The sequence below is a fragment of the Streptococcus sp. 4886 genome (assembly GCF_013276485.1).
Taxonomy (GTDB): domain Bacteria; phylum Bacillota; class Bacilli; order Lactobacillales; family Streptococcaceae; genus Streptococcus.
The window spans coordinates 1-694 of sequence record NZ_VMLD01000046.1; the positions used below are offsets into that span (position 1 = coordinate 1).

The 694-nt window shown below is 45.4% G+C and carries 1 protein-coding gene; it reads right to left on the bottom strand.

What is annotated here, in order from left to right; translation table 11 throughout:
- The coding region (locus HT679_RS11080; protein WP_173214653.1) for a DUF1542 domain-containing protein at window positions 1-694 on the bottom strand (694 nt) is incomplete at both ends.

The window sequence follows — 694 nt, forward strand, 5'->3', positions numbered from 1 at the left end:
CAACTGGTTGTCGCCATCAATAGCATCTTTCTTAGCTTTCGCTTTGGCATCAATGTCATCTTTGGCTCTTTGTTTCACAGTTGCTTTATGAGGCTCACCCACCTTAGCAAGTCCATTGTCCTTAGCACTTGTGACGTCTGCGTCAGTCGTCGCATTGTCAATAGCTTCTTTGGCTTTGTCCGCTGCATCTTTCACTGCCTTCTTAGCTTCTCTACGCTCATCGTCCGTCATGTCTTTATTCTGGTCGATGGCTTTGTTGGCTTCTTCAACTTTGGCATCAATTTCTGCCTTAGCATTTGGTTTTGAATGTGGCGTTGTGTCAACATTGTTAATGTTGGTAGCAGCATCGTTTTGAGCTTTAGTGACGCCGTCGTTCGTAGTTGCTGCATCTACCGCTTGTTTAGCTTTTCCTGCTTCTGCATCTACTTTATCTTTGGCGGCTTTCTTCTCTTCATTTGTCAACTGGTTGTCGCCATCAATAGCATCTTTCTTAGCTTTCGCTTTGGCATCAATGTCATCTTTGGCTCTTTGTTTCACAGTTGCTTTATGAGGCTCACCCACCTTAGCAAGTCCATTGTCCTTAGCACTTGTGACGTCTGCGTCAGTCGTCGCATTGTCAATAGCTTCTTTGGCTTTGTCCGCTGCATCTTTCACTGCCTTCTTAGCTTCTCTACGCTCATCGTCCTGCATGTCT